The organism is Variovorax sp. J31P179, from assembly GCF_030316985.1.
GTDB classification, from domain to species: Bacteria; Pseudomonadota; Gammaproteobacteria; order Burkholderiales; family Burkholderiaceae_C; genus Variovorax; species Variovorax ginsengisoli_B.
On sequence record NZ_JASZYL010000023.1, the window covers coordinates 39,846 to 65,850 of the forward strand.

Genomic DNA, 26,005 nt, shown 5'->3' on the forward strand with positions numbered 1-26,005 from the left:
GCCAATGCAATGCTGAAACTTGAATCAGTCAAAGTCTCGTACGGCGCTATCCAGGCAGTCAAGGGCGTTAGCCTCGAAGTTTGCTCCGGCGAGGTGGTGACCATCATCGGTGCGAACGGCGCCGGCAAGAGCACGCTTCTCAAGAGTATCGTCGGCCTCGAACCTGTTTCAGAGGGCCGTGTCTTCATCGACGGCAAGGACTGCACGCATGTTCCGGCGCACCAGCGTGTCGGGATCGGGGTCGCCATGTCGCCAGAGGGCCGCGGCGTTTTCGCTGACCAGACGGTGCGCGAAAACCTGATGCTTGGCGCATATACGCGCAAAAAGGACGCTGGCGGAACGGAAGCCGCGATAGAGCGGGAATTCAAGCGATTCCCGCGGTTAAAGGAACGTCAGAATCAGATGTCCGGCACGTTGTCTGGCGGGGAGCAGCAGATGCTTGCGATCGCCCGGGCACTGATGAGCGAGCCGAGGTTGCTATTGCTGGATGAACCCTCTCTCGGTCTGGCGCCCTTGATCATCAAGGACATCTTCGAAGCCATTCGCCAGCTGCGCCAATCAGGCTTGACCATCCTGCTCGTAGAGCAAATGGCCAAGCAGGCACTGGGTGTGGCCGATCGAGCCTACGTGCTTGAAACCGGGCGAATCACCCTAGAGGGCTCCGGTCGCGAGCTCCTCAATGACCCGAAGGTCAAGGCTGCCTATCTGGGCTCGCACTGACCAACTTACTTACAAATCATCGACGGGACACCCCATGACACAAGCCAAGAAGTTCGCGAGCCAGGCCGACCTAGAGGAAAAGAAAGTCACGTTCAGTCAGATCTCCGAGCATGCCTGGGCCTACACGGCCGAAGGCGACCCGAACACCGGCATCATCATCGGCGATGACGCGGTGCTGGTGGCTGACACGCAGGCCACGCCAGCCATGGCCGCCGACGTCATCCGCCGCATCCGCGAGATCACCGACAAGCCCATCAAGTACGTGGTGCTGACGCACTACCACGCGGTGCGGGTGCTGGGTGCCAGTGCCTACAAGCCACAACAGATCATCTCGAGCCAGGACACCTTTGACCTGATCGTCGAGCGGGGCGAACAGGACAAGGCCAGCGAGATCGGCCGCTTCCCGCGTCTGTTCAGCAACGTGGAGACGGTGCCTCCCGGCATGACTTGGCCAACCATGACCTTCACCGGCAGAATGACCCTGTGGCTGGGCAAGCTTGAAGTGCAGTTGTTGCAGCTCGGTCGCGGCCACACCAAGGGCGACACGGTGGTCTGGCTGCCGGGCGAGAAGACCCTGTTGTCAGGCGACCTCGTCGAGTTCGGCGCAACGCCCTACGCCGGCGACGCCTACTTCAAGGATTGGCCAAAGACACTGGACAACCTGGCCGCGCTTCAACCCAAGGCGCTGGTCCCAGGCCGCGGCGCCGCGCTCACCACGCCGGATGACGTCGCCAAGGGTCTGAGCGAGACACGCGACTTCATCGCCGATGTGTACGCTAGTGTGAACGAGGGCGCCCAGGCCGGCAAAGACCTGAACACCGTCTACAAGGAGACCTTCGCCAAGCTCAAGCCGAAGTACGGCCACTGGGTGATCTTCGACCACTGCATGCCGTTCGACGTCACGCGCTGCTACGACGAGGCCACGAAGTACACAGACCCTCGCATCTGGACCGCCGAGCGCGACGTCGAGATGTGGAAGACGCTCGAAGGCTGACCGGCCGCACGCCCAGACTCAGGAGAAAGCCAATGAAGCTGAACGACCTTGCGTCGGTCGGCGGGGAACCGCTCGACTATCAGAAAGTCACGTTCGACTACGTGCACCATGCCGATCAGGACGCCGCAACGCCAGTGCGTCATCCGGTAGTTGTGGTCGGTGCGGGGCCGGTCGGGCTCGCGCTGGCCATCGATCTGGCTCAGCATCAGATTCCGGTCGTGCTGCTGGACAACGACAACACGCTCTCCAGCGGCTCGCGCGCCATCTGCTTCGCCAAGCGGACGCTCGAGATCTTTGACCGCCTGGGATGCGGCGACCGAATGGTTGACAAGGGTGTGTCATGGAACCTGGGCAAGGTTTTCTTCAAGGACGAACAGGTCTACGAATTCAATCTGCAGCCCGAACAGGGCCATGAGCGCCCGGCCTTCATCAATCTGCAGCAGTACTATGTCGAAGGCTATCTGGCCGAACGCGCCGCGCAGCTTCCACTGATCGACATGCGCTGGAACAACAAGGTGTCCGGCGTTGAGCAGCATGGTGATTACGCACTCTTGACCGTGGAGACACCTGATGGGAGCTATCGCCTGTCGGCCCAGTACGTCGCCGCCTGCGACGGCGCACGCTCCAGCCTGCGCCAACAGCTGGGCCAGGAAAGCAAGGGGCGCGTCTTCCGTGATCGCTTCCTGATCGCAGACGTGAAGTTGAAGCTCGACTACCCAGCGGAGCGATGGTTCTGGTTCGACCCCGCGTTCCACCCAAACCAGAGCGTGCTGCTGCACAGCCAGCCGGACAATGTGTGGCGCATTGATTTTCAGCTCGGGTGGGACGCGGATCCGGAAGAAGAGAAGAAGCCCGAGAACATTGTTCCGCGCGTCAAGGCGCTGTTGGCCGACTCGCCTTTCAAGGATGCAGGCTTTGAGCTGGAATGGGCCAGCGTCTACACGTTCGCTTGCCTTCGCATGGACGCGTTTCGCCACGAGCGCGTGCTGTTCGCCGGAGACTCGGCGCACGGTGTTTCGCCGTTCGGTGCGCGCGGAGCCAACTCGGGGGTGCAGGACGCCGAGAACATGGCATGGAAGCTCGCCGCGGTCCTGCGAGCCGAGGCGCCTGACGCATTGCTCGACTCCTATGCGAGCGAGCGTGAGTACGCCGCCGACGAGAACATCCGCAACTCCACACGCGCGACCGACTTCATCACGCCCAAGAGCGAGGTGAGCCGGCTGTTCCGTGACGCGGTCTTGCAGTTGTCGAAGTCCCAACCTTTCGCTCGCACGCTGGTCAACAGCGGCCGCCTGTCGGTGCCGGCCACCCTGTACGGCTCGGCGCTCAACACACCCGACAGGGATGCTTTCGAGGGACGAATGGTGCCCGGCGCTGCAGCCGCAGATGCCCCGATCGTCGATGCCGATAGCCGGTCTCGGTGGCTGCTGCGGGCATTGAGCCCCACCGAGTTCACAGCCCTTGTGTTTGGCGAAGGTGAAGCAGCCGAACGCAGCCTGCGCGCGCTAGCCGACACCGACCTGCCGTTGAAGATGCTCCGCTTGCCATTGGACCCTTCGCACGACCTGGCCGCTCGACGCTACGACGCGCGACCCGGCACCGTGTTTCTTCTTCGTCCTGATCAGCACGTGTGCGCGCGCTGGCGCCAGCCCACGACTCAAGATATCCGCGAGGCCTACGACCGCGCTTTGGCCAAAGCCTAAGGAGCCCTGCATGATCACATCGCCAAAACTCGTCACCAGCACAAACCTGGATGCGCCCGACGACTTCTACGAAGCCCTTATTGAAGCTCATCAAGATCTTTCAACCGACGAAAGCCACGCCTTCAACGCACGACTGATTCTGGTGCTGGCCAATCACATCGGTTCGCTGCCTGTGTTGCGCGAGGCATTTGCGGCCGCAGAGCGGTCTACTTGAATCTCGCAAGGATGGCTCTCGCCGCGTGGTATTGTCACCAGCCGAATATGCTTGGCTGTTCCATGGTGGCGCCGTGAGTAAGCCTAGCCCCGTCGTTCAAGCAGGTGCCATGGTCCCCGAGGGAGCCGTAGTGATGGTGGGTGGGTTCATGGGCGTAGGCAGTCCTTTGCGTCTGATTGACGAATTGGTTCGCCAGTGCCGACGTGCTCTACCCGACAGTTGCAGCCCTCATAGTCGGCGCAGGGTTGACAGCGTGACGGGCGCAAGACGTGGGATGGCCGCCAGGTGCTGACATCGCACGCGACCCCTACCGGCCGCGAGTGGGCAGCGAGTTTATGGCTGGTCAGTTGCTGCGCGTTCGCCAGTATGGCTTCTATGCGCATTTGCGATTCGATGCTGCCGGCGTTGGCAGCCGACTTCGCGACAACTACCGGCCGGTCTGCGCAGTCGATCTCTGCCTTCGCTCTGGCCTACGGCATCCTCCAGTTGCTCTACGGCCCATTCGGAGACAGATACGGGAAGGTCAGGGTGATCGCGTGTGCCACCCTGGCATGTACCGTCGGCAGCGTCGCGGCTGCCCTGTCGCCAAGCCTCCAATGGCTCGTTGTGAGTCGTGCGCTTTCTGGCGCCGCCGCAGCAGGGATTATCCCGCTGACGATGGCTTGGATCGGTGACAGCGTCGCCTATGAAGGTCGCCAAGCTGTTTTGGCGCGACTGCTCGGGGCGACCGTGTTCGGAATGATCGCGGGGCAATGGATGGGCGGACTCCTCGCGGAGACGCTTGGATGGCGTTCTGCCTTCATGATGTTGGCCATTGTCTTCGCGGCGTGCGGCGCACTGCTCCTAGCCCGCGAAGCCAAAGCACGTCGCGGGGAGGCCTTACATCTCCCCATCAAAGCGGGGAGCCTGACGATGCGTCTTGCGGCAGTCGTGAGCGCGCCCTGGGCCAGGACGGTGTTGGTGGTCACCGCAATCGAGGGCGCGCTGGCGTTCAGCACCTTAGCATTCATACCCAGCGATCTTCACTTGCGTTTTGGGCTTTCGATGACGAGCGCTGGCGCCCTGGTGGCCCTCTACGGCGTCGGCGGCCTCGCTTACAGCCGCGCCGCAAAACCCCTTGTGCAGCGGATGGGAGAGGCCGGCCTGGCGAGGCTCGGCGCCCTTCTTATGGCAGTAGCTTTCGCCACGATCGCTTACGCGACGTCTTGGGGCTGGGTCGCAGCCGCATGCCTGGTTGCTGGCTTTGGCTTCTATGCCTTACACAACACGCTACAGGCCAACGCTACACAGATGGCCCCCGAAGCTCGGGGCACCGCGGTTTCGCTATTCGCCACCTGCCTCTTCCTGGGCCAGTCGATCGGGGTAGTCGGCGCGGCATGGATGGTAGATCGGTTTTCCGCTCCAGCCGTCTTCATCGTGTCGGCAGTCGGTGTGCTACTTCTGGGATTTGCATTTGCGACGCTTATCCAAAGGCGACGTTCCCAATGAAGACGCTCAAAGCCATAGACGGTCCGGCTCGACAGACCCTGGCAGTCCAAGCCACGCTCATTGGCGCCATGGCGGTCTGGGGTCTGAACGTCACGGCCGTGAAGCTGCTGACCCAAAGTTTCGACTCGGCTCTGCTTGCTGCGGTGCGAATGGTGGTCGCGGTAGCGGTCCTCACCGTCATCCTATTTTGGAAGCATCGCGCCTTTGCAGCCCTGACGATGAAGCAGGTTTGCGCGCTGCTTCTTTGCGGAGCGTTGATGGTCTACATGAATCAACTGCTATTCTCTGAAGGCCTCCTGAGGTCGACGGCGACAAACGGCGCCCTCATCATGGCGCTCAGTCCACTTGTTTCCGCACTGTTGGCGGCTTTACTCTTCCGGGATAAGTTGACGCCGAAACGCATGGCTGGCGTGGCGCTCGGTTTAGGCGGCGTCGCGGCCGTAGTGCTGAGCCATCCGGGCGCCGGCCTATCCCGCGCGAGCACGGGTGACTTCATGCTGGTCGCCGCAGTCATCAGCTTTGCGTCCGGCGGCGCTCTTGTTCAAAGACTGGCCCGGCGCCTCGACCCACTCGTGATCAGCTGGGCCGTCCACCTTGTCGGCACAGGGATGCTACTCGCGCAGGTGGTCGGGCGGGACAACGCGCTGGATATGGCCGCCCTCTTCCCTGGCTGGTGGCAATGGGCACTTATCCTCTTCTCCGGCGTGTTCGCAACCGCCATCGCCAGCATCGTATGGAACCGTGCCATCGCCACCATCGGCGTTGCTCGAACTGCGGTGTTCCTTTACTGGGTGCCGGTCTTTGGCGTGTTATTCGCCGCAATGCTGCTTGGGGAACGATTGACGCTTTGGCATCTGGCAGGATTCATCGCGGTGGTGGCAGGCACCTATTTGGGAACGGGGCGCCAAGCTTGACAGCACGCTGAGGCGTGATGGCGGGATTGGAAGCCTTCGCGGCCGCGCGCTGGGTTCGACCAGGCTTGACGCCGAAGCGGGACCTGATGTTGACCATGCCCCGTCCAGGGCCGGCGCCTCGCAGGTGGCTAGGTACGTTTACTTCTCACGGGTTTCTCGCTTCGGGAAGCGGCAGGTACGGCAGTGACCCAGCGCGAGGGGTCTTGGAACCAACTTGCCAGAAAATCGATCATTGCCCTCAATGCTGCGCTCACCTGCCGGCGCGACGCAAGGATTCCGTACACACCTAGCGTCTGTGGCGCAAAGCCAGGGAGCAGCGGTACGAGCTTGCCTTCGGTGATGAGGCGAGATACCGCATACAGGGGCTGCATTGTGATTCCAACACCCTCAAGTGCGGCAGCAAGCAGCACCTGTGGTTCGTTCGCACTCAGGTTGCCGCCTACCGGCACTGCAATACGCTCGTTCGCATGGCTAAATTCCCAGAGGCTTTTCCCGAAGTGGGAATAGGTCAAGCAATTCCGAGCTGACAGGTCGTGCGGGCGCCGGGGCAAACCGTGCTTAGCGACCCAAGCTGGTGATGCGCAGATCGCAGACGCACATTGCGCGAGCGGCCGCGCAATCAGATTGGGGTCGATGTCGTTGGTAATGCGTATCGCTAGATCGATACGTTCCTCGACTAGATTCACGGCGCGCGCACCGATGGAAAAATCGACTGTGACCAGCGGGAAGACGCGTAGGTACTCGGCAACCGCGACAGAAAGAACTTCCTGCGCAAGTGATTGCGAACATGCAATGCGCAGCACGCCCCTCGGTCCCTCCTCGCTTCTGGAGGACAAGGACACCATATCCGCTGCCACGTCGAGAATACGTTGGCAATGAACCAGCATTTCTTCGCCGGCCGGTGTGAGACTCAACTTTCGCGTTGTGCGATGGAGAAGGCGTGACCCCACCCATCCCTCAAGCTCAGCCAGGTAGCGGGTGACCATCGGTCGCGACATGGAGAGGGCATCAGCCGTAGCGCTGAGGCTGCCCCGGGCAGCAATCGTAAGGAAGACCTCGGCAGCAGTAATGCGGTCCATGGATCTGCTCGATTTATGAAATGAAGAAGCATATTTTCGGGGCTTTTTCGCTCCGACCTTGAAACGTACGATGAAGGGTCATCAAATGGAGCCAGATATGAAGATCGCCCTAATCGGAGCAACCGGCAGCGTCGGTTCAAGAATCTTGACGGAAGCGTTGGCGCGTGGGCATACGGTGACAGCCCTTTCGCGTCATCCTGAGAAAGTCGCGCCACGGAACGGCGTGCAGGCCAAGGTCGCTGACCTCGGCCAGCCATCCCGCACGGCCGAGGTGCTCAAAGGGCATGACGTGGTCGTCAGCTCGGTTCGGTTTAAAGATTTTGATGTCGCCGATCTACTCACCGCGGTACGGGAATCCGGTGTAGGACGCCTAGTTGTCGTCGGAGGTGCTGGTTCGCTCCGGTCTGCGTCCGGGCAGTTTCTGGTTGACGCCCCGACGTTTCCCGAGATGGCGAAGCCAGAGGCCCAAGCGGGCGGCAAGGTGCTTGACACGCTTCGAAGCGTCGACGACTCGCTGAACTGGACCTTCTTGTCACCCTCGGCAACGTTCACGCCCGGCGAGCGGACAGGCAGTTATCGCAAGGGCAAGGACGACCTGCTCGTCGGCTCGGACGGAAAGAGCGGGATCTCTCAAGAGGACTACGCGCTGGCCTTAGTTGATGAACTAGAAGCTGGGGCGCATCCGCGCGAGCGGTTCACGGTGGGATACTGAGCATGTCTGAGAAGATGCGAAAGCCCAAGCCTCCGCTGATCGTGGTGCCCGAGACTGACGAGTTCGGATCAGTCGGCTTCGACACCCGCGCCTTGCCGTGGGACCAGCAGTACAAGCTCATCTCCAGTACCGTAATACCTCGGCCGATCGCCTTGGTCTCGACGGACGGTCCTGCAGGCGTGAACGCAGCACCGTTTAGCTTTTTCAATGCGGTCGCGCTAGGCCCGCCGATGGTCATGTTCTCCATCGGTCCGGCGATGTTCGCTAAGCGTGGAGAAGAGAAGGACACGCTCGTGAACGTACGTGCCACAGGCGAATTCGTGGTCCAGCTTGTGGACGATGCGAACAAGGAAAAGATGAACAACTGTTCGCCCGAGTACGGCGCCGACATCAATGAGGCTCACGTCGCAGGCTTTCGGATGGCACCTTCGCAGCGGGTCCGGGCTCCCCGGCTTGTGGATTGCCCTGTGCAACTCGAGTGCGTTTTGACCGATATACACGTTCTGGGCAACACCCCATACCACATGGTCATTGGGGAAGTGGTTTTCGCTCACTATCGAGAAGGCATCGTGGATGATCGCCTCCGCGTCGACATGATGAAGATGAATCCTATCGGTCGCCTGGCCAATCCCGGCATGTACGCGCGCATCACGGACAACTTCCAGTTGATGCCTCCTGCACAACCCGCCGCCGAACCAAAGCCCTGATTCGGACCATGATGACATTCACCATCCGCCAATGTGCTTTGCTTGTCGCCTTTGCTAACTTGGCCCTCGTCGCGATCTCCGGCGGCGAGGCCGCGCGACCGAATCCGATTTACGCAACGGTGGCTCTTATATTGGCCGGGGTGGCCTGGATTCTCTGCGTCGATGAGTTTGACGCGGGAGACCAGGGATGAGGATGCAGCGGGTGTCCCATGGGGACGGCGGAGGCATAGACGTCCTGCATCTGATCGACGATGATGTGCCAGCGCCTGGGCCCGGCCAGGTCCTCATCAAAGTCCATGCTGCCGGGGTGAACCGCCCTGATGTGATGCAGCGCTCCGGAACATACCCGCCGCCACCAGGAGCATCTCCATACCTTGGCCTTGAAGTGGCGGGGGTAGTCGAGTCGCTCGGCGAAGGCGTAACGACGTGGGTGCCAGGCGATCGCGTCTGTGCCCTGACCGCGGGTGGCGGCTATTCCGAGTACTGTGTAGCCGATGCCAGCCATTGCCTGCCTGTTCCCACTACGCTCAGTTTGGCGCAGGCGGCTGCACTCCCCGAGACTTACTTCACCGTGTGGGCCAACCTATTCGACCCACTCCGGGTTGGTGAAGGCAAACGACTTCTCGTTCACGGCGGCTCCAGTGGCATCGGCTTGACGGCGATACAGCTTGCACGCGAGGCAGGCGCCCTCGTTTTCACGACGGTAGGTAGCGATGAGAAGGCCCGTGCGTGCCAAGACGCCGGCGCCCATCGCGCGATCAACTATCGCAAGGAGAACTTCTCGGCGGTCATTGCTGATGAAACTGCTGGACGTGGGATCGATGTTGTTTTGGATATGGTCGGAGCGACCTATGTCGAACGAAACATTCAGAGCTTGGCGATCGACGGCTGCCTCGTCCAAATTGGCACGCTAGAGGGAAGCCGATTTGAATTCGACGTTTCGCCGATCATCATGCGGCGTTTGACCATCACGGGTTCAGCGCTGCGCCCGCGTTCGATCGCGCAGAAGGCATCCATCGCGAAGGGCCTGCATGACAGATTCTGGCCGGTGCTCAACGAAAGACGGTGCCTGCCAGTGGTGAACGCGATCTTCCCCATGAATCGAGTGAGGGAAGCCCATGAATTGATGGAAAGCAATCGCCACATTGGCAAGATCGTTCTGCAAGTCGACACACGGTAGTCAACGGCACCATACTGGCGCAAGAGTGGATCCGCCTCCTAGCGGACCACTCCGCGCCACGTTCCCTCCTCGGAGCCACTCTCGTCGGAGCCTGCAACTACCAACTCCTAAGAGGCGGCGATGTCCTCGGGAGTCGCGTCCTTGGAAGGAAGCGAGAAATGCTCAACGCGTCGGGCGCGTGTCTTGTTGAAGAAGAGACGGGTTACGTCTGGCCTTGAGTAGTGGCCGGCCGGATCTGCCGCCCCCTTGGCGACACCGATGAGGCCGAGATCGAGTTCGGCGAACATCAGGCCTTCCTCGTTTTCGCCGAGGCGGTGCCCGAGAGGGCTGCCGTCCGGCCCAAAAATCACCGAATGCCCTCCGCCGGCGTGCAGCAAGGTCCGTTTGTCATCGGTGTCGCAGAGCAGGTCGACCGCGTCCTGGGTGATGACGGACGAGGACGCCAGGACGAAACATGACCCTTCGACTGCGTATACCTTGCTCATCGCATTGCTGACTTCGGCGCTGAGCGCATGCGCGAACGGTTCGTACAAGGAGAACGTGGGCCAGGAGGCGCAGTGCACCTGCTCATTCTGTGCATACATTGCGTATTTCGTGAGTGGCTGGAGGTGCTCCCAGCAGCAAAGCGCTCCGAGGCGCCCGAGTCCCGGCAAATCGTGCACGGCGAGGTCACTTCCATCACCTTCTCCAAAGACCGTGCGCTCGGCATGGGTCGCGCGCAGCTTTCGACGCTGCGCTATGGTCTCCCCGTCAGGGCCGATCAGCCATTGCGCGATGTAGAGACTGCCACCATCCCGCTCCGAGAGTCCCAGCACCACGGTGATCCGGGCTTCTCGCGCGGCGGCAGACAAGCGCCGAGCCTCCGGACTGTCGTAGGCAAGTGAATTGTCGAAGTAGCGCTGTACAAACCCTTTGGCGATTGTCCACGCCGGCGTGCCCAGCCAGATGTGGAAGGGATAGCCCGGCAGCCAGGTTTCCGGAAACACGATCAGCTTCGCGCCGCCCGCGCTCGCCTCCTTGATGAGGCAAATCGTCTTATCGATCGTGGCGTCGAGGTCGAGCCAAATAGGAGCCGCCTGGACGACGGCAACGGAATACTTCGGGTGAGTGAGGGCCATGGAGATCTATTTCCTTGTGAGTGAGGATGAAGCGGGCGGGGGCGTGCGACGCACACGAAAGGGGTCGACGGACACGCGCTGGGTCACGAGGCTCCATGCCCCTCCCGGGGCGATCACCATGGTGAGCATGGCCAGCATGCCGAGGCCGACGAAATACCAGGCCCCGTACTGGGCGAAGCTTTCGCGGAGTGCGAAATAGATCAGCGTCCCGAGGATCGGCCCTTCGAAAGTACCGATGCCGCCCAACACTGCGATGAAGATCGCCGCCGCCGTCCAGTTCAGCGAGAACGATGCATCGGGAGTGACCTGGAGCGTGTTCATGTAGGCCACCGCACCGGCCACGCCGGTCATCGACCCGGCGATGACCCATACCGCCAGCTTGGCCCTTCTCACGTCGACACCGCTGGCGGCTGCGGCCGCCTCGCTGTCACGCACGCTCATCAGTGCCAGTCCGACGCGCCCCCGCAAGAGACCACGCGCGGTTGCAAAGGCGGCGACGCCTAAAGCAAGGGCGGCCCAGTAGACGCCGGCATTGCGCGTCCACCGGTCATATTGGGCCATGGCCTCCAGAGGCATGCCCGCGCCCGCGCCGAGCCATTCGCTGTTGAGCGCCAGAACCCTCAGCATCTCCGCCACCACCCATGTGCCGACGGCGAAGTAAGCGCCGGACAACCGAAACATCGGCCACTCACTTAACCATGCGAACCCTGCACTGACTAGCAATGCGAGCGGCAGCGCTAGCCAAGGGTTTAGGCCCGTGCGATTCGCGATGGCAAAGAGCGCGTAAGCTCCGATGCCGACGAACATGTGCTGGCCGACGGCGACCAGCCCGCCGTACCCCGCTAGCAGATTCCAAGCGAGCGCGACGGTGAATACCGTGAGCATCTCGACCAGCAGACGCTGAGTTGCAAAGCTGGTGAGCCATGGCAAGGCAGCACCGACGGCGATAAACGCAACGGGGGCAAGCGCGGCCTTCCAGGCGGGCCGGCCTAGGGAGCGCAATCGCTGGTGCGGCGCCACAACGGTGGAAGCCATCAGGCACCCCCTTTCTTGAAAATGCCCGAAGGACGGATGAGAAGCGCGATCAGGAACACCAAGTGTCCGAAGAAGGGGCCCAGCCCGGACGACAGCTTGGCGCCAAACAGTTGCGCCACTCCGATGATCAAACCTCCGGCGAAGGTGCCCCAGATGTTGCCGAGGCCGCCGAGCACGACCGCCTCGAACGAGTAGAGCAAGCGCTCCGGTCCTGCGGTCGGTGAGAAGGGTGTACGGATGCCGTAGAGCGCAGCGCCGATCGCGATGACCGCGAAGATGAAGCCGGTGACGAGCGCGAAGAAGCGGCGATCGTTGACGCCGACTAGACGCGCGGTGGAGGGGTCATCGGCCACTGCACGCGCCTGCCGTCCCCAATGCGTCTTCCCAATCGTCCAGCTCGTGGCCGCGAAAACGATCACGCTGACCGCCGTGCCTAGCAGGGGCAGAACGCCGATCGAGAGGTCCCCAATCACGAGGCCCTGCAGGGCCACGGCCCCGGCGGGAAGGCTTCGCGTATCGGCGGTAAAGCCTTCCTGTAGCAGGTTCTGCAAGGCGATGGAGAGGCCGAATGTCAACAGAAGTGGCGCGAGAGGGTCTCGACCCACGACACGGTTGAGCAGCGAAAGTTGCAGCGTCCATCCGATCACGAACATCGCAGGGACCACCGCGAGTAGAGAGGCACCGGCGCTGACGCCCGCGCTTTGCATCACGACGCTACACAGGTAGGCGCCTAAGACGATCAGATCACCATGCGCAATGTTGATCATTTTCATCACACCGAGGCTCAAGCTCAGGCCCAGGCCGAATAGGGCATAGAGCGATCCCAGCATGAGGCCGGACAGCAGTGTTTCGACAAATCCAGTCAGCATGCTCAGACTCCGAAATAGGCTTTCGCCACCGCGGCCCGGTCGGCCTCATCCGAGCGACCGCTCAGGACAGTCCGACCCTTCTGGATGCAGTAGTAGCGGTCAGATTCCGCCAGCGCACGCTGGACGTTCTGTTCCACCAACACTACGGCCAAACCATCCTTGCGAGCCCCCGCGAGCAGGTCGTACACCTCGTTCACAGCGAGCGGCGAGAGGCCGAGCGAGATCTCGTCGCACAGCAGCAGACGCGGGTTGCACACCAGCGCGCGAGAAATGGCGACGAGCTGCTGCTGCCCACCCGACAGCGCCGTCGCAGGCCTGTCCAGAAAGCTCGCAAGCACCGGAAATTCCCGGACCACGCGCTCGACCGTCCATGGACCTCGCCGACCGTTGCGCGCGGCGAGTTGCAGGTTCTCCTTCACCGTCAGACTTGGGAACAGGCGCCTACCCTCCGGGACCAAGGCCACACCACGCGACAGCTGGAGACGCTCGGCATCACCACCGACCGGCTGGCGGTCGAGGAGAACACCATCGCGACGCACACGGATGGCGCCGACGATCGCCTTGAGCAGCGTGGATTTCCCCGCGCCGTTCGCTCCGATCAGGGCGACCGTTTCACCGGCGCCGATCTCGAAGCTCAGTCCGAACAGCGCTTGAAACAAACCATAGTGCGCGTCAAGCCGATCAACGGACAGCATGGTCAACCCCTTCGTCCGGATCGGCGCCCAGATACGTGGCACGGACCTCCGGACTACTCAGGACGGTTGCAGGATCACCGTCCGAGAGCACTTTTCCTTCGACCAGCACCACCAGTCGGTCCGCGGCCGATACAAGTGCATGGACCAAGTGCTCGATCCATACGACGGTGACGCCACTTTGATGGATGGAGACGATCAACGCGAGGAGTTGACCGACTTCGGCGTCGGTCAACCCGCCGGCCACCTCGTCGAGCAGGAGCAATCGTGGATTCGTGGCCAGCGCACGGGCAAGTTCGAGGCGCTTGCGCTGCAACAACGACAAATCCGCGGCACGATGGTTTGCAACGCCGAGCAGGCCGCAGTCCTCCAGGGCCGCTTGTGCCAGATCGCTAGCCTCGCGGCCTCGCAGGCTAGCGCCGAAGGTCGCGGCCACGAGCGCGTTCTCGTAGACGGACATGCCTGAAAACGGCTGGGGAATCTGGAACGTACGCCCGATGCCCGCCCGGCACCGCTCGTCAGCACGCATGGCAGTGACATCTTCGCCGTCGAGGAACACTTGGCCTCCGTCGCAGGCGTGGCTGCCCGCCATCAGGCCAAAGGCGGTGCTCTTGCCAGCTCCGTTCGGGCCAATGACCCCCAGCAGTTCCCCTTCCCGCACGGCAAGGTCCAACTCAGGGATGACCAGCATGTCCCCATAGCGCTTGCTGGCCTTGCGCAGTTCGAGCAACATGGCTTCACCCCTGCCGAAGCAGTTCGAACTTGCGTTGTACCGGGATCTCCGGTGCGGTCTTGTTGTTCGTAATGAAGAGTTCGGGTTTGCCCGCAGAGCTCAGATGCCACTGTCCACCGACCACGCGCATCTTTGAGACGTTTTTGATGCCACTGTCGGCGAAATCGAGCCGACCGATCACCGTGTCGAGCTTGAGCGTTCGAATGGCGTCGGCGACCTTCGCGGGATTCTTGGGCTCTCCACTCGCTTTCAACGACTGGATGCCCACTTCGAACAGCGCATGCACGACCCCTACGGGCTGCGTCCACTCCTTCTTGCTAAAGGCCTGGTACGCGTCCGCGAGCTGCTGCGCGCTCTGACCGGTGAGGCTGGATTTAAAGGGATAGGCGGGCGTCCACCACACTTCTGTAGACATGCCTTCGGCGCTAGGTCCCAGCGCCGCCACGGCGCCTGGAAACAGCAACGCCTTCGCGACCGTGGCGACCTTCGGCCGGAAGCCCATCTGCCCCGCCTGCTTCAAGAAGCTCGCCCACTCAGGCGGGTTGCACAGACCGGTGACGATCTCAACGTTCTCTTTCTTGAACGCCTGAATAAACGACGAGAAATCGTCGGCCCCGACGGGATAGCGGCCGATGTCGACCACCTTGAATCCCCCCTTGGCGAAGAAGGCCGGCAACCCGTTCTTCGCATCGCCAAACGCATTGCCGGGTACGTCGTTGGTGAACAGGCCCCCCACCACCTTGTTCGTCGATGCGTTGCTCCAGAGGTCCTGGTACACGGCCGCGACATCCTCGATGCCCCAAAAGAAGTGGAAGACGCTCTTGAATCCCTTGGCGGGATCGCCCCGCTGCGGAAACATCCAAGCTTGCCAAGGCCCCTGAGTCGAGATACACGGCACCCCATTGAGTTCGCATTGCTGCGAGACGTTGGGACCGATCGCGACCTGCGCCAGCATCAGGTCCACGTTCTCCTTGTTGATGAGTTCCGCTGCCAAGTTGGACTGCCGATCTGGGCTGCTCTGGTCGTCGCGCGCGAGGATTTCCACGGCGTAGGTCTTTCCGCCGATGTTCAAACCGCTGGCGACGCTCTTGCGCACCTGATCCAGGATGAAGTCGTCGGACTCGCCGAAGGGCGCGAAGGGCCCCGTCTTGGAGCTGATGTATCCAATGCGGAGAATGTCTTTTCCCGCGGCGAGCGCATGGGTGCCCCACCCCAACGTCGAGGCGATCGTCGCGGCCGCGGCCGACTTGAGAAAGGCGCGCTTGGCGGCGACGGGATCAGGGTTTTCGCGAGACAGGTCAGGCAGTTGCACGTGGAACTCCAAGTCAATGGTCCGGAATGGACCGCATGGAGGGCAACTTTGCCGGGTGATGCGATTGCCGACTTGGCCGAGACGGCGCACAAAGTGGGCTGGAACGGAACTAGGGTTACCACTGCGTCGAAGCCTTACTGGGCCACTTGCCTGGCACCCTGCTTGCTTTGCACACTATGTCACCGCCCTTCCCTGCGGGCTGCTTCGCCAATCTCGCACCGATCGGAGGCAACCCGCACCACCTCGATGAGTCCCGCCACCGATACATTCGCCTCACCGCCGACTCACCGCTTTGCCTTCGCGACGCCCGAAGGTATGGCGGAGCAGGACCGGTTGGACTACTGGCGGCAGGCGGTGTGCGAAAACATCGTAGATCTTGACTTCGCACCCCACGCAGACAGCACCTTCCACGCCTCCGCGGCCGTCATCCGTCTCACCGAGGTGGCGGTGTCCCGTATTCGGGCGTCGGCGCACGATGTCACCCATGTGGCGCCACGTTCCTCAAACAATTTGGAAGAGCGGCTGGTGCTGAACTTCATACTGTCAGGCCATGTGCTGGTACAGCAGGACGGACGGGAGGTTCTCATTGGCGCAGGGGACGGTGCGCTGTGTCAGGCCGCCCACCCCTATGCGTTGCGCTCCGATCAGCCGTTCGAACTGGCCTGCATCACCCTGACGCGTGACGCGGTGCTCAGCCGCGCCGCGAACGTGAGCCGACTGACCGCGACCAGCTTGGCGCGAGCGAGCGAACTCTCGGGAATTGTTTTCGGCTACGTGTCGGGCTTGGCCACGAGCACGATCGCGCTGAACCCCCTCAACACGGCAAAGATCGGCCACCACTTCAAGGATCTGCTGGCCGCCATGCTGAACGAGGCGCTTCCGAATTCGCCGCTGCCGCTCTCCGAATACCGCATGGCGGCGCTCATTCGGGTGAAGGACTTCGTAGAACGGCACCAGACGGACCCCTCTCTCGACACTGCCTCGATCGCGGCCGCGCTGAAGCTTTCGCCACGCTATATCAACCAGTTGCTGGAAGCAGAAGGAACCTCGCTGTCGAGGTACATCTGGCGCCGCCGCGTGGAACGAGCCGCTGCCGACCTGCGAAACCCTGCGCTACAGGGCCGCAACGTCACCCTGATCGCCATGGCGAACGGCTTCAACGACTTGGGACATTTCAGCCGATCCTTTCGTCAACGCTTTGACGTGTCGCCCCGCGCGTACCGCGACGCCTCCACCGCGCCGCGTTGAGACTCGACGTGAACCCACCCCGGTCTTACCCACCGAGAGTGGCGCCCGGTCTCTGACCTGATCCGGCACTGACGCGCGCCACGCAATTCCAGGGCTTCTGGGAAGGGCCCAACACGACCCCCGGGCGCTCGCTGCCTCTAACCCCGTCGCGGATAGCAGCAGCCCGACGAGGCGCGGTCACATGCAGGATCTTCCACCCGCAAACTGATTTCCGATGAGCGGAAATTGTCGATCAGCGGGCGCAGCCGATTCCCACAATCCGATGCATCGACAAGCGACGCGACCCGCGTCGCGCGTGGCACCACAAGGAGATCAACATGAAACTCGCGAGTCTCAAGCAAGGTGGCCGTGACGGCACCCTCATCGTCGTCAGCCGCGACCTCAGGCGGGGCGTTAAGGTTCCCCACATCGCCACTACGCTGCAGCAGGCCATCGAGCAATGGGAGAGCGCCCGCATCGCACTTGATGAGGTCTATCAAGCCCTCAACAAATCCGGAGTTCCGAATAGCTTCGTGATCGACGTGAGCGAACTGGCCAGTCCCCTGCCGCGCGCCTTCCAGTTTCTCGACGGTTCGGTGTACTTGCACCATATGGAAAAGGCGCGCAAGGCGCGCGGCGCGGAGATGCCCCCCAACTACAAGACCGACCCGCTGATGTATCAGGGTATGTCGGACCGCTTCATCGGGCCGCGTGACGCCATGTGCATCCCGGACGAATCTCTGGGCCTGGACTACGAAGCGGAGCTCGCCGTCGTGCTGGACGACGTTCCGATGGGGTTGACCGCCAACGAGGCCAGTGGCCACATCAAGCTGCTGATGCTGTTGAACGACTTCACGCTGCGTACGCTCACCCGCACCGAACTCCCCAAAGGTTTCGGTTTCATGCAAGCCAAGCCGACGAGTTCGTTCTCACCGGTGGCCGTGACGCCCGACGAACTGGGCGATGCCTGGGACGGCGAGAAATTGGACCTGCCGATTCGTTCGTCCATCAACGGCGAAGCCATGGGCCACGCCAACACCGGCAAGGACATGTTCTTCACCTACCCGACCCTGATCGCCCATGCCGCCCGCACGCGCAGCCTGAGTGCTGGCACGATCATCGGCGCCGGCGCGGTGTCCAACCTCGACGCGTCGACTGGCTACGCGTGCCTGGCGGAAAAGCGTGCCGACGAGGAACTGTCCACCGGCAAGGCCACGACCGCTTGGCTGCGCTTCGGCGACAGTGTGCGAATCGAAATGCTGGACGCTCAGGGCAACACCATTTTCGGTGCCATCGACAACAAGGTGGCGCGGGGCTGAACATGCTCGTGGAGCAACGCACCTACACCACGCACCCGGGCAAGGTGCGGGAATACCTCGCCCTGTACCAGGCGCAGGGCCTTGAGATTCAGCAGCGGATCCTGGGTCGCATGGTTGGCTACTACCACAGCGAGATCGGCGAGATGAACCAGGTCGTCCATCTGTGGGCATACGAAAGCCTGGACGAACGCGCCGAGCGACGCGCCGCCTTGCTGGCCGACGAGGGCTTCATTGCCTACGTGCGCCAGATGCTGCCGCTCCTGGTTCGACAGGAGTCCCGCATTCTGCGTCCCGCCCCCTTCTTCACCCCCCATTGGCAGTCACCGACGCCTGCCGCGACGTCCTAGTTGATTCAAGGAGACCTCCATGCTTTGCAAGAAACTTCATCACGCCGCCTACCGTTGCCGCGATGCCCGCGAGACCACGACGTTCTACACCGAGGTGCTGGGGCTCAAGTTCTCCCATGCGATGGGTGAAGACCACGTGCCCTCCACCGGCAAATATTCCCCCCACGTGCACATCTTTTTCGAGATGGAGGACGGCAGCAACATTGCGTTCTTCGAATGCCCGCGCGATCCTGGCAACGTGAAAGACATGGAATCACCCGACTGGATCCAGCACTTCGCTTTCGAGGTCGAGGACATGGACGCGCTGCTCAAGGCCAAGGCCGACATGGAAGCCCGCGGCATGAAGGTGGTCGGCCCCACCAACCATGACGACTTCATCAGCTCGATCTACTTCTTCGATCCGTCCGGCCACCGGCTCGAGTTGACAACGCGGACCTGCCGCGACGAAGCCAGGCTGCAATCGTTCGTTGACGAAGCACCCGCCGTCCTGGCGCTGTGGGAGAAGACGCACGACTGGTCGCAGCGGCACACCCTGTTCGGCAGCAGCACGGGCTACGAGCGCCAACCCGGCTGATCGCCCAGCCGCCGGGCTATCGGACACACATGACGCCGATGCCGCGAGGGCGGCGCGTGACGCCTCGAACCAGGAGACAAAAGAATGATTCGCACCAAGTTGCTCATGCTCGCTGCCATTTTGCTGGCGGCGAGAGTGCACGCGGCCGAGCCGCCCATCACGTTGTTGCAGGGCTTCGGCCCGGGCGGCAACTCGGACACGATCGCCCGCATCGTGGCGCAGGGCTTGGGTAAGGAGCTGGGGCGCACCGTAGTCGTCGATGCCAAGACAGGGGCCGGGGGGAACATCGCCAGTGCAACGGCCGCCAAGGCCAAGCCAGACGGCAACACGCTCATCCTGATGACGGGCGGTCACGCGGTCTCGGCTGCCGTTTACCGAACACTGCCCTTTCACCCGGTCGACGATTTCGAATGGCTGACAACAGTCACACGCTTTCCCTTCGTGATCGCCACGAGCAGCCAGAGCCCCTACCAATCGCTGCCCGACGTCCTCGCTGCCGCCAGGGCCGCTCCGGGCCAGCTCTCATTCAGTTCCGTGGGCATCGGTTCTACGCAGCATCTGGCGGGTGAGCTGTTCCAGTCGATGGCTGGCGTGCGGCTCAATCACATCCCCTACCGCGGTGGCGGTGCGCCAGTACAGGACGTCATTGCCGGGCGCGTCGATTTGCTGTTCGACTCTGTAACAGTAGCCAGGACGCAAGTCGAGGGCGGGCGCCTGCGGGCCCTCGGCGTGACGTCACCGGGCGCCACCCCGCTGCTACCGGGCGTGCCACCTGTTTCCAAGTCCGTGCCCGGCTTTGAGGTCATCTCCTGGACGGCCGTGGCGGCACCTCGAGGCTTGGCACCTGAGGTCTCCGAGCACCTGCGCGGCGCGCTCGCGAAAGTGCTGCGTTCGCCGGACGTGGTGCGCCAGTTGGAGGGCACGGGCGGCGAAGTGGCCGCATCCGCAGACGGGGCCGCCACCCGCGCCTTCGTCGAGTCGCAAGTTGCCAAGTGGAAGCGGGTGGTGAATGACGCCCGCATCGAGCAGCAATAGAAGCGCCCTTCACTTTCAGTACACAGCAATAGCCATGACTTTATCCAAGCATTCAGATACTGCCGCGTTCGACATCCTTGTAGTGGGCTATGGCCCCAGCGGCGCCACCTTTGCCAATCTCATGGCACGTCGCGGCTATCGCGTGGCAGTCATCGACCAAGCGACCGAGATCTACGACAAGCCCCGCGCGATCACCGCCGACCAAGAGGTCATGCGGATTTTCCAGGAACTCGGCCTCGCCGAAGAGATCGCCGCGACCACATCCCCCCACCCCGGCACCGACTTCGTCGGCATCGATGGCCAGGTGATCAAGCGCTTCTATCCGGCTCCGCCGCCCCACCTCCTTGCCTGGGAACCGACCTGGATGTTCGTGCAGCCGGAACTGGAAGCCACGCTACGCCGGGGCCTGGAAGCGCAAGCGGGTGTTCAGGTGTTCCTGGGCCACGAGTTCACCGGATGTAAGCAGGACGCGGAAGGCGTGGAAGCCACATTCCGGCGCCTGTCGGATGGTGTAGAGATTGGCCTGACCGGACACTACCTCGTGGGCGCCGATGGCGGTCGCAGCGCGGTGCGGCGGCGCATGGACGCGTCGATCGAGGACCTCGCCTTCGATGAGTGGTGGATGGTGGTCGACGCATGGCTGCGCGGACCGATCGACCTGCCGGCGCGCTGCGTCCAGTACTGCCGTCCCTCGCGACCGGGCACCTACATCGTCGGCCCCGACAACTTGCGACGTTGGGAGATCAAGCTACTTCCCGGCGAGACGCCGGAGGACTTCGCCACGGACGAGGCGGTGCTTGCGGTGCTGTCGGAGTTTGTAAACACCACGCCTCTGGAGCTCTGCCGCACCGCGATCTATCGCTTCCATGCCCTGGTCGTCGACACTTGGCGGCAAGGACGCCTGTTCTTGATGGGTGACGCCGCCCACCAGATGCCTCCCTTTCTGGGCCAGGGCCTGTGCGCAGGGATCCGCGATGCGATCAACCTAGCGTGGAAGATTGACGGTGTCGAGCAGCTTGGATACACGACGACGCTGCTTGACAGCTACGAGGTGGAACGCAAGAAGCATGTCCGCACAGTTGTGGAGCACGCCAAGTCCTTCGGCCTCATCATCGGCGAACTCGACGCGCAGTCGGCACTTGAGCGCGATCGACGTCTGGCCGAAGAGCTCGCCACTGGGAAAGCCATTACCGTTCGGCAGAAGTTCATCCCGCCGCTGGAAGCCGGCTTCATTGGTCGTCTGCCTGACGGAAGCTTGGCGCCTGGCGCCGGCGAGCTATTCGTCCAGCCCTGGGTCCTCGAAGGCGGCGTAGAAAGGCGCCTCGACGACCTGCTTGCGCCGGGCTTCATGATGGTCTCGGCCCGGCCTGCGGCGCTGGAGGGGCTGACGAATGCGCAATTGGCGCAATGGCAGCGCATCGGCGGCAGCCAACTTCTCGTGGCCCAGGACGATCACGAGGCCCGCTCGCCCGACGTGCTGGTCGTGCGGGAGCGCGACGGCCTGCTTGCCGAACAGCTGCGCGCGCTGCAAGCCCAGGTGCTGCTGGTGCGTCCCGACAGATACGTCTTTGCGGCAGCCAGGACAGACGAAGAACTGACAGCGCTGCTCGACCAGCTCGAGCGCGGGCTGTTCGCGATCGTCGACGCGGGCCTCGAGGCCCAGGCAAGCGCCGCCTAAGTTCCATTCGACGGACCCATTTCACAAAAAGGAGACTTCACGTGCCTAATCCCCCCCTCATCATGCGCCGCACCCTCGCCCTGGGCCTCTCGACCGCCTTTCTCTCCTTCGGCGCCCTGGCGCAAAGCTACCCCACCAAGCCGATCCGGTGGGTCGTGGGCTTCCCGGCGGGGGGTGGCACAGATGTGCTGGCGCGCACGGTGGCGGCGCCCATGTCGACCAGCCTCGGCCAGCAGGTCTTGGTCGACAACAAGGCGGGCGCGGCCGGCATGATCGCTGCCGAAGCCGTGGCGCGCTCGGAGCCGGACGGCTACACGCTCCTGACGGCTGACATCGCGATTCTTGCGCTCAATCCCGCGATCTACCCCAAGGTGAGGTACAACCCGTTGGTTGACTTCGTCAATGTCGGATTGATGGCTCGCTTCCCCCTCCTGATCGCTACCCACCCCTCCAGCGGGATCAAGTCCATCCAGCAACTGGTGGCGGACGGTAAGAAAGGGGCCAACGTCAACTACGGCTCGGCTGGCGTCGGGACGCCGCACCACATGGCGATGGAGGTGTTGCTTTCGACCACCGGCATCAAGGCCACGCACGTCCCCTACAAGGGTGATGCACCGGCGCTGCAGGACGTCGCTGGTGGGCAGATCCCACTCGCCGTGGTGGCGCCCTCACTGTCGCTTCCGTTCGTCAAGGAGGGCCGGCTCGTTCCCCTGGCAGTCACTTCGGAGAAACGCATGCCGCAACTACCCGACGTGCCGACGCTGAAAGAGCTCGGCTATGCCCCAGCCGCAGTATACGCTTGGCAAGGCATGGTTGTGCCCAAGGGCACGCCGGCTCCCGTGGTGGCAACGCTGTCGAGCCAGATGCGCGCTGCGATCGAGCAACCGGCTGTTCGCCAAAAGCTGGCCGACCTCGGCATGGAAGCGATCGGGAGCGATTCCGCCGAAATGGACCGCTACGTGCGAGAGCAGATCGCCTTCTGGGCGCGGCTGATTCCTCAGCGGGGCATCAAGGCCGACTGAGATGACAGGCGGCTCCAAACCCGGCGAGTTGCCAACTCCGCTCCCGCGTGCGGAGGCGGGGGGTGGTCGACGGGCGGGGAAAGAGGCGCGCGAAGGTTCGCTGCGTCGCGGAGCGTCCGTCTTGCGGTTGCTAGCCACGGCTGGACGGCGCGGGATGGCGCTGACTGATCTGGCCCGCGCCACAGGCCTGCCCAACAGCAGCATGCACCGCCTGCTGGCCCAATTGCAGGCCGAGCGCCTCGCAATGCGGATCGAGGACACCCGACACTATGTGATTGGACCATTGGCGTATGAGCTGGGCCTGGCAGCTGCGCAGCAATTCGACGTGCGAGCCCAACTTAGGCCTACGCTCGAACGACTTGCACAAGACGCCGAGGAGACCTCCTACCTGATCCTGCGGAGCGGCGAGGAGGCGGTCTGTCTCGACTTGGCAGAAGGCCCGACTCCGCTGCGCGTGGTCACGCTCCAGGTCGGCAGCCGGCGGCCTCTCGGGTGGGGCGCCGGTGGCCTCGCCATCCTGTCGGCGTTGCCCGAAGACGAGCGCCGCTTCATCCTCGGGCGGGTGACGTCCCGCATCGAGCGCCAATGGGGCTTTCCCGCCGCCCTGGTGGAGGCTTCCGTCGCCGAAGCCGCACGAACGGGCGTGGCCGTCATCCGCAACCGGGTGAACCCGGGCGTCACAGCGCTGGGCATGCCCTTTCTCGACAGCCTGGGTCAGGTGGTAGGGGCAGTGACGCTCGCAGCAGCCAACGCGCGCATGGGGCCGGAACGCCTGTCTCGGCTCACCGAACTGCTCACACGCGGGCGCCAAGACATCCGCAAGACCCTCGGAGCCGGCCAGTGGCTGCGCCTCGGCGATTGAAGTCTGAAGCACGCCGCTCGAACCGCGGACGCCAGCGATTCACATCCGCCTGACCTGATCTATCCAAGTCGAGAAGGCCGTCATCTGCAGCCCGACGAAGCGGATCGTGTCCACATCGATGCACCGACCCTCGGCATCGAACTTGGCGGCCGCATTTCCGATGAAGACCTCGGGCTTTGCCAGCACGCGCGCGTCCATGAAGAGCAGCACCTTGCCCAGGTCGTACTGGACACGCGCGCCGCCGAGCGGACCGGGAGAGGCTGACAGAATCGCAACCGGCTTGCGTGCCAATGGCTGGTCGGCTCCCCGGGAGACCCAGTCGAGTAGGTTTTTCAGCATGCCGGGGATCGAGAAGTTGTACTCTGGTGTCGCGATCACTATTCCGTCGGCCGCCTCGATACCTGCGCGAAGCTCGGCGACAGTTCTCGGATAGCCCGACCTTGCCAAATAGTCAGCGTCGAAGGGCGGGATTGAACGCCAGTCGACTACATCCAGTTTAGAGTGCGGCGGCACCTGCTCCGCCGCCAAGCGCAATGCCATGGTGTTGTACGAGGCCTGTCGCTGGCTGCCACTGATGCCCAGTAGGCGCTGATTTTCTGAAGCCATAGGTTCCTCAAATTCGTGGGAGCGGGATCGACCGTGTGAAACAGAGAGTGCGACGAGTCTCCATCCTCATTCTGTCTACGCCCAGGTCGAGCGAGGCTGCTTTTCCGTCTGGCGGAAGTCGAGTGACGCGAATCACGCTAGCTCACGCGAGCACCTGCGCTGCGTTGACACGTCCGATGACAGGAACCGGAGGGATGAGGCCAATCAGTCGTTGGAAAACTCGCGTTCGCTCACTCGACGGCGACCGTGTCATCGACGTAGGCCTTCCTCCGGCGGCTTGGCCTGCACAAGCGTGCCGAATGCCGCCAATGTCGGCCGGTCATTGCGAACTCTGGATTAAAAGCCGAGCAGGACGCCCCCACGCGCCCTTCGCGAAACTTCGCGCACGGGCATGCTGTTACTTGACGGTGAACCTCACAAGAACCGCATTTCCCGGCTCACTGATGGTGGCCACGACTCTGTCCCCGCGGGCCAAGACCAGTCCCGTCGTACTCAAGCGATTTCCGCCCGAGAATCGCAAGTCGGCCTCTAACTTCGTCCCTTCGGAACGCAACACGGTAAGTTTTCCAGTCATCTGATGCGCTCCGTATTCTTCGTCGTGGTCGAATACGTAGATCACGGCACCCTCCGGCAACGAAACGAATTCGAACGTAATGTCGTTCGCGCTTTGCACCACGCCTCCGTGTCGGGGTTCTGCAATGCCATGGCCGTACGCTGACATGCCTGCCACTGCCAAAATCAACGAGCCAAACGACCAGATGAAAGTACGCCACATCTTCAACATGATGGTGAGCTCCGATAGATCGCTAATCCGCGGTGATCTTCCTTGTCTCAATCAAAGTTTTCCACCGCGCCCACTCGCGGGCTTGAAAGGCCGCGAACTCGGCCGGCGTGCTCGCAACGATCTCCAGCCCCTGGTCCACCATTCGCTTCTTCACCTCCGGATCATTGATCGCCGCTATGGCCGCAGCGCCGAGCTTTTCCTTGACCGCTGGCGGCAACCCCTTCGGAGCAGCCATACCTTGCCATGAATACACCTCGGCCCCTTTCACGCCGGCTTCTGCGAGCGTTGGAACGTCGGGAAGGACGGGAGAGCGCTTGTCGCCGGTGACTGCGATCGCGTGGAGCTTTCCGGCTTTGATGTGCGGCAACACTGCATTCACATTCTGAAATGAAAACGCGACTTGGTTGCCGAGAAGGTCGTTCATGGCTGGCGCGCCGCCCTTGTATGGAACATGAAGGCCTTCCGTACCACTCTGCTGCCAGAACACTTCGGCAGAAAGATGGTCAGACGATCCATTGCCCGAACTCGCGAAGGTCACTTTTCCGGGATTGGCCTTGAGCATTGCAACCACGTCCGCAACGGTGCGCGCTTTCTGTTCAGGACTCCCAACGAGGACATTGGGTGCCTGAACGGGAACGCTGATGTAGTCAAAGTCTTTGGTGGCGTCGTACGGAACACTCTTTTGCAGATGCGGTGTGACGACGAAGGCCCCGAGTGACGACACCAGCAGCGTGTAGCCGTCCGGCGCCGCCCGCTTTACGATGCCGGCGCCGATCGTCCCGGTGGCGCCAGGCTTGTTGTCCACCACAAAGGTCTGTCCCAGCTTGCTCTGCATCTGCAACGCCATTGCCCGAGCGACCATGTCCGTCGATCCGCCTGCAGGAAATGGCACAACAATGGTCACGGTTTTCTCGGGCCACGACGTCGCCTGCGCAAACGCACTTGCAGCCACGACAATTGAAATGGCAGCTAGGGAAACGCTGATCAATAGGTCGCTGCGGGCACGGCCCGTGCATGCGTGAAGACATCGCAAGTCACAGCACCACCGAGATGAACCAACGCAGTTTTGCCAGCGCCGAGT

Annotated in this window: 29 protein-coding genes; 19 read left to right on the forward strand and 10 right to left on the reverse strand. The window is 62.6% G+C overall.

All coding sequences use genetic code 11. The features are described from left to right. The first annotated feature begins 9 nt into the window (after nt 1-9). The 7 genes from QTI17_RS32905 to QTI17_RS32935 all read left to right on the forward strand — a co-directional run bounded on the left by QTI17_RS32905 (nt 10) and on the right by QTI17_RS32935 (nt 6,033). A complete protein-coding gene (locus tag QTI17_RS32905) occupies nt 10-720 on the forward strand; it encodes an ABC transporter ATP-binding protein (RefSeq protein WP_286538218.1) in 711 nt (236 codons plus the stop codon). Nucleotides 721-754: 34 nt separating this feature from the next. Next, nucleotides 755-1,714, forward strand: a complete 960-nt coding sequence (locus QTI17_RS32910) for an MBL fold metallo-hydrolase (RefSeq protein ID WP_286538219.1) — start codon at nt 755-757, stop codon at nt 1,712-1,714. A gap of 32 nt (nt 1,715-1,746) precedes the next feature. Then, nucleotides 1,747-3,417: an FAD-dependent oxidoreductase gene (locus QTI17_RS32915; protein WP_286538221.1), complete on the forward strand. Its 1,671-nt coding sequence runs from the start codon at nt 1,747-1,749 to the stop codon at nt 3,415-3,417. Between the two features lie 10 nt (nt 3,418-3,427). Then, nucleotides 3,428-3,631 (forward strand): DUF2783 domain-containing protein, encoded by a 204-nt coding sequence (locus tag QTI17_RS32920; RefSeq protein ID WP_286538222.1) that lies wholly within the window; start codon nt 3,428-3,430, stop codon nt 3,629-3,631. A gap of 109 nt (nt 3,632-3,740) precedes the next feature. After that, complete coding sequence (locus tag QTI17_RS32925) at nt 3,741-3,923, forward strand: CoA-transferase (RefSeq protein ID WP_286538223.1); 183 nt, start codon at nt 3,741-3,743, stop codon at nt 3,921-3,923. Further along, nucleotides 3,920-5,119: an MFS transporter gene (locus tag QTI17_RS32930; RefSeq protein ID WP_503011157.1), complete on the forward strand. Its 1,200-nt coding sequence runs from the start codon at nt 3,920-3,922 to the stop codon at nt 5,117-5,119. Before QTI17_RS32925 ends, QTI17_RS32930 begins: the two co-directional genes overlap by 4 nt. Further along, the gene (locus QTI17_RS32935) at nt 5,116-6,033 is read left to right on the forward strand and encodes a DMT family transporter (RefSeq protein ID WP_286538225.1); all 918 of its coding nucleotides are present in this window, start codon (nt 5,116-5,118) and stop codon (nt 6,031-6,033) included. The genes QTI17_RS32930 and QTI17_RS32935 overlap by 4 nt, the downstream gene beginning before the upstream one ends. Before the next feature lie 128 nt (nt 6,034-6,161). Here the strand turns inward: QTI17_RS32935 and QTI17_RS32940 are convergent, their stop codons facing one another. Beyond that, on the reverse strand, nt 6,162-7,112 hold the full coding sequence (locus QTI17_RS32940; RefSeq protein ID WP_286538226.1) for a LysR family transcriptional regulator: 951 nt from the start codon (nt 7,110-7,112) through the stop codon (nt 6,162-6,164). A gap of 97 nt (nt 7,113-7,209) precedes the next feature. Between QTI17_RS32940 and QTI17_RS32945 the strand changes: the two genes are divergently transcribed. From QTI17_RS32945 to QTI17_RS32960, 4 genes are read left to right on the forward strand one after another with little or no spacing between them, the layout of a single operon-like run. Next, nucleotides 7,210-7,824 (forward strand): NAD(P)-dependent oxidoreductase, encoded by a 615-nt coding sequence (locus tag QTI17_RS32945; protein ID WP_286538228.1) that lies wholly within the window; start codon nt 7,210-7,212, stop codon nt 7,822-7,824. A gap of 2 nt (nt 7,825-7,826) precedes the next feature. Beyond that, nucleotides 7,827-8,531, forward strand: a complete 705-nt coding sequence (locus QTI17_RS32950; RefSeq protein WP_286538229.1) for a flavin reductase family protein — start codon at nt 7,827-7,829, stop codon at nt 8,529-8,531. Between the two features lie 11 nt (nt 8,532-8,542). Continuing rightward, a complete protein-coding gene (locus QTI17_RS32955; RefSeq protein ID WP_286538230.1) occupies nt 8,543-8,722 on the forward strand; it encodes a hypothetical protein in 180 nt (59 codons plus the stop codon). Nucleotides 8,723-8,724: 2 nt separating this feature from the next. After that, a complete protein-coding gene (locus QTI17_RS32960; protein WP_286538231.1) occupies nt 8,725-9,711 on the forward strand; it encodes an NAD(P)H-quinone oxidoreductase in 987 nt (328 codons plus the stop codon). 107 nt (nt 9,712-9,818) lie between these two features. Here QTI17_RS32960 and QTI17_RS32965 read toward each other — a convergent pair whose 3' ends face one another. Genes QTI17_RS32965 through QTI17_RS32990 form a run of 6 tightly spaced genes read right to left on the reverse strand, consistent with a single transcriptional unit; the run spans nt 9,819 to nt 15,482 of the window. Next, nucleotides 9,819-10,829: a carbon-nitrogen hydrolase family protein gene (locus QTI17_RS32965; RefSeq protein ID WP_286538233.1), complete on the reverse strand. Its 1,011-nt coding sequence runs from the start codon at nt 10,827-10,829 to the stop codon at nt 9,819-9,821. Between the two features lie 6 nt (nt 10,830-10,835). Then, nucleotides 10,836-11,864, reverse strand: a complete 1,029-nt coding sequence (locus tag QTI17_RS32970) for a branched-chain amino acid ABC transporter permease (protein WP_286538235.1) — start codon at nt 11,862-11,864, stop codon at nt 10,836-10,838. Further along, complete coding sequence (locus QTI17_RS32975) at nt 11,864-12,733, reverse strand: branched-chain amino acid ABC transporter permease (protein WP_286538236.1); 870 nt, start codon at nt 12,731-12,733, stop codon at nt 11,864-11,866. Before QTI17_RS32975 ends, QTI17_RS32970 begins: the two co-directional genes overlap by 1 nt. A 2-nt stretch (nt 12,734-12,735) precedes the next feature. Next, nucleotides 12,736-13,428 (reverse strand): ABC transporter ATP-binding protein, encoded by a 693-nt coding sequence (locus QTI17_RS32980; protein WP_286538237.1) that lies wholly within the window; start codon nt 13,426-13,428, stop codon nt 12,736-12,738. Further along, on the reverse strand, nt 13,415-14,158 hold the full coding sequence (locus tag QTI17_RS32985; protein ID WP_286538239.1) for an ABC transporter ATP-binding protein: 744 nt from the start codon (nt 14,156-14,158) through the stop codon (nt 13,415-13,417). Before QTI17_RS32985 ends, QTI17_RS32980 begins: the two co-directional genes overlap by 14 nt. 4 nt (nt 14,159-14,162) lie before the next feature. Then, nucleotides 14,163-15,482, reverse strand: a complete 1,320-nt coding sequence (locus QTI17_RS32990) for an ABC transporter substrate-binding protein (protein WP_286538241.1) — start codon at nt 15,480-15,482, stop codon at nt 14,163-14,165. Nucleotides 15,483-15,716: 234 nt separating this feature from the next. On the opposite strand from QTI17_RS32990, the gene QTI17_RS32995 reads away from it, so the two are divergent. The 8 genes from QTI17_RS32995 to QTI17_RS33030 all read left to right on the forward strand — a co-directional run bounded on the left by QTI17_RS32995 (nt 15,717) and on the right by QTI17_RS33030 (nt 23,534). Continuing rightward, nucleotides 15,717-16,718: an AraC-like ligand-binding domain-containing protein gene (locus QTI17_RS32995; protein ID WP_286538242.1), complete on the forward strand. Its 1,002-nt coding sequence runs from the start codon at nt 15,717-15,719 to the stop codon at nt 16,716-16,718. A gap of 317 nt (nt 16,719-17,035) precedes the next feature. After that, complete coding sequence (locus QTI17_RS33000; RefSeq protein ID WP_286538244.1) at nt 17,036-18,016, forward strand: fumarylacetoacetate hydrolase family protein; 981 nt, start codon at nt 17,036-17,038, stop codon at nt 18,014-18,016. A gap of 2 nt (nt 18,017-18,018) precedes the next feature. Then, nucleotides 18,019-18,363: an NIPSNAP family protein gene (locus tag QTI17_RS33005; RefSeq protein ID WP_286538246.1), complete on the forward strand. Its 345-nt coding sequence runs from the start codon at nt 18,019-18,021 to the stop codon at nt 18,361-18,363. Nucleotides 18,364-18,382: 19 nt separating this feature from the next. Next, entirely contained in the window at nt 18,383-18,937 is a 555-nt protein-coding gene (locus QTI17_RS33010; RefSeq protein ID WP_286538248.1) for a VOC family protein, read from the forward strand. A gap of 84 nt (nt 18,938-19,021) precedes the next feature. Further along, entirely contained in the window at nt 19,022-19,972 is a 951-nt protein-coding gene (locus QTI17_RS33015; RefSeq protein ID WP_286538250.1) for a tripartite tricarboxylate transporter substrate-binding protein, read from the forward strand. Nucleotides 19,973-20,006: 34 nt separating this feature from the next. Beyond that, on the forward strand, nt 20,007-21,650 hold the full coding sequence (locus QTI17_RS33020; RefSeq protein ID WP_286538253.1) for a bifunctional 3-(3-hydroxy-phenyl)propionate/3-hydroxycinnamic acid hydroxylase: 1,644 nt from the start codon (nt 20,007-20,009) through the stop codon (nt 21,648-21,650). Between the two features lie 62 nt (nt 21,651-21,712). Further along, on the forward strand, nt 21,713-22,672 hold the full coding sequence (locus QTI17_RS33025; RefSeq protein ID WP_286538254.1) for a Bug family tripartite tricarboxylate transporter substrate binding protein: 960 nt from the start codon (nt 21,713-21,715) through the stop codon (nt 22,670-22,672). A 1-nt stretch (nt 22,673) separates the two neighbouring features. Continuing rightward, the gene (locus QTI17_RS33030) at nt 22,674-23,534 is read left to right on the forward strand and encodes an IclR family transcriptional regulator (protein ID WP_286538255.1); all 861 of its coding nucleotides are present in this window, start codon (nt 22,674-22,676) and stop codon (nt 23,532-23,534) included. 39 nt (nt 23,535-23,573) lie between these two features. Here QTI17_RS33030 and QTI17_RS33035 read toward each other — a convergent pair whose 3' ends face one another. From QTI17_RS33035 to QTI17_RS33045, 3 genes are all read right to left on the reverse strand, one after another. After that, nucleotides 23,574-24,140 (reverse strand): NADPH-dependent FMN reductase, encoded by a 567-nt coding sequence (locus QTI17_RS33035; RefSeq protein WP_286538256.1) that lies wholly within the window; start codon nt 24,138-24,140, stop codon nt 23,574-23,576. A gap of 397 nt (nt 24,141-24,537) precedes the next feature. Then, nucleotides 24,538-24,924, reverse strand: coding sequence for a hypothetical protein (locus tag QTI17_RS33040; RefSeq protein WP_286538257.1), 387 nt, complete (start codon nt 24,922-24,924; stop codon nt 24,538-24,540). 22 nt (nt 24,925-24,946) lie between these two features. Further along, nucleotides 24,947-25,888, reverse strand: a complete 942-nt coding sequence (locus QTI17_RS33045; protein WP_503011158.1) for a Bug family tripartite tricarboxylate transporter substrate binding protein — start codon at nt 25,886-25,888, stop codon at nt 24,947-24,949. Between the last annotated feature and the right edge of the window lie 117 nt (nt 25,889-26,005).